Source organism: Burkholderia sp. Ac-20365 (genome assembly GCF_017104715.1).
GTDB lineage: Bacteria > Pseudomonadota > Gammaproteobacteria > Burkholderiales > Burkholderiaceae > Paraburkholderia.
On the sequence record NZ_JAAGPI010000096.1, the window covers coordinates 1 to 1,513 of the forward strand.

Annotated in this window: 1 protein-coding gene; it reads left to right on the plus strand. The window is 58.5% G+C overall.

The window, feature by feature from the left end:
- The first annotated feature begins 72 nt into the window (after nt 1–72).
- A complete protein-coding gene (locus tag G3O01_RS44725) occupies nt 73–1,506 on the plus strand; it encodes an IS4 family transposase (RefSeq protein WP_205813899.1) in 1,434 nt (477 codons plus the stop codon).
- Nucleotides 1,507–1,513 lie beyond the last annotated feature (7 nt).

Here is a 1,513-nt window from a genome sequence, read left to right on the forward strand (position 1 = left end):
CCTTGTAATTACCCACATCTCCGTCACGAAACCTGGTAACCTGGCACACGTGATGTCCAAGGTGCAGGCGAGATGTCCGGCAAGCGACAGGCGGATGATCAATCGTGGGTCGATCTGGAAGTCCAGGGGAGCGAATTCCCGGACGCCAGGTTGCGCCGCCGCTTCGTCATCCTGCTAGAGAAGCTTTGGGAGGGCATGGGGCAGACTATCCCGTTTGCGTGTCAAGACTGGGCTTCGACCAAGGCTGCCTACCGGTTTCTATCTAACGAGCGCGTGAGCGAACTCGATATCCTGAGCGGTCATTTTCAGGCGAGCGCTGCACGTGTCAAGGCCACCAATGGGCCAGTGCTCATCCTGCAGGACACGACCACTTTCTCGTACCAGAGGGAGCGCCCCGAACTGATCGGCTACACGGGCAAGACGTCTCTCGGAACGCGAAAGAACGGCCATCGCCTGCAACAGCCGCTCACGCAGTGCGGCATCCTGATGCATTCGAGTCTTGTTGTCACTGCGGATGGCTTGCCCCTTGGCCTGGGTGCGGTGAAGTTCTGGACGAGAAAGCAATTCAAAGGGTCTTCGGAGCTCAAGCGCCACATTAATCCCACGCGCGTACCGATTGAGGAAAAGGAGAGCTGGCGCTGGCTGGAGAATATGCGCCAGTCGACTGAGCTTCTTGATGATCCAGTGCGCTGCGTTCACATCGGTGACCGGGAAAGCGACATTTACGAGCTGTTCTGCACGGCGTATGACCTGTGCACTCACTTCCTGGTGCGCACCTGCGTCGACAGGCTTGCAGAAAATGGCCAGCACACGATCTCCAAAGTCATGCAGCAGGTTCAAGTCAAGGGGCTGCATCGCGTCGAGCTTCGCGACGCGAAGGGCCGTCCAATGATTGCGAAACTTGAGCTGCGCTACCAGCGAATGACTGTGCTGCCGCCCATCGGCAAGCAGAACCGCTATCCTGCGCTACAGCTGACAGTCCTTCACGCCCAAGAGCGCGATCCGCCGCCTGGGCGTCCGCGTATTGAATGGAAACTGATTACGAACCTGCCGGTCTGCTCTCGTGCCGAAGCAATCGAGAAGTTGGACTGGTATGCGATGCGCTGGAAAATCGAGACCTTCCACAAGATCCTCAAATCGGGCTGCAAGGCAGAGGAGTCCCGGCTTCGCACTGCGGATCGGCTTGCGAACCTGATTGCAGTCTTCTGCGTCCTAAGCTGGCGCATATTCTGGCTCACAATGCTCGGACGCCTGGCGCCGCAGGCTCCCGCCCAGCTAGCGTTTACACCCACCGAAATTGAACTGCTCGACCGCGTCGTTCATGAACCGTCTCACAACGCCCAGGCACCCCCACTTGTGCGCAACGTGATGAGGCTCGCTCAACTCGGCGGTTACCTTGCGCGCGCCAGCGACCCTCCGCCTGGCAATACAGTGATGTGGCGCGGGATGCGACGTCTGACTGACATTCAGTTCGGCTATGAGCTCGCGCTAAAAAGAAGTGGGTAATTGCAAG

Bases quoted from the DNA above. Each gene is read 5' to 3' on its own strand.
- G3O01_RS44725 (WP_205813899.1), top strand. From the start codon at position 73: ATGTCCGGCAAGCGACAGGCGGATGATCAATCGTGGGTCGATCTGGAA.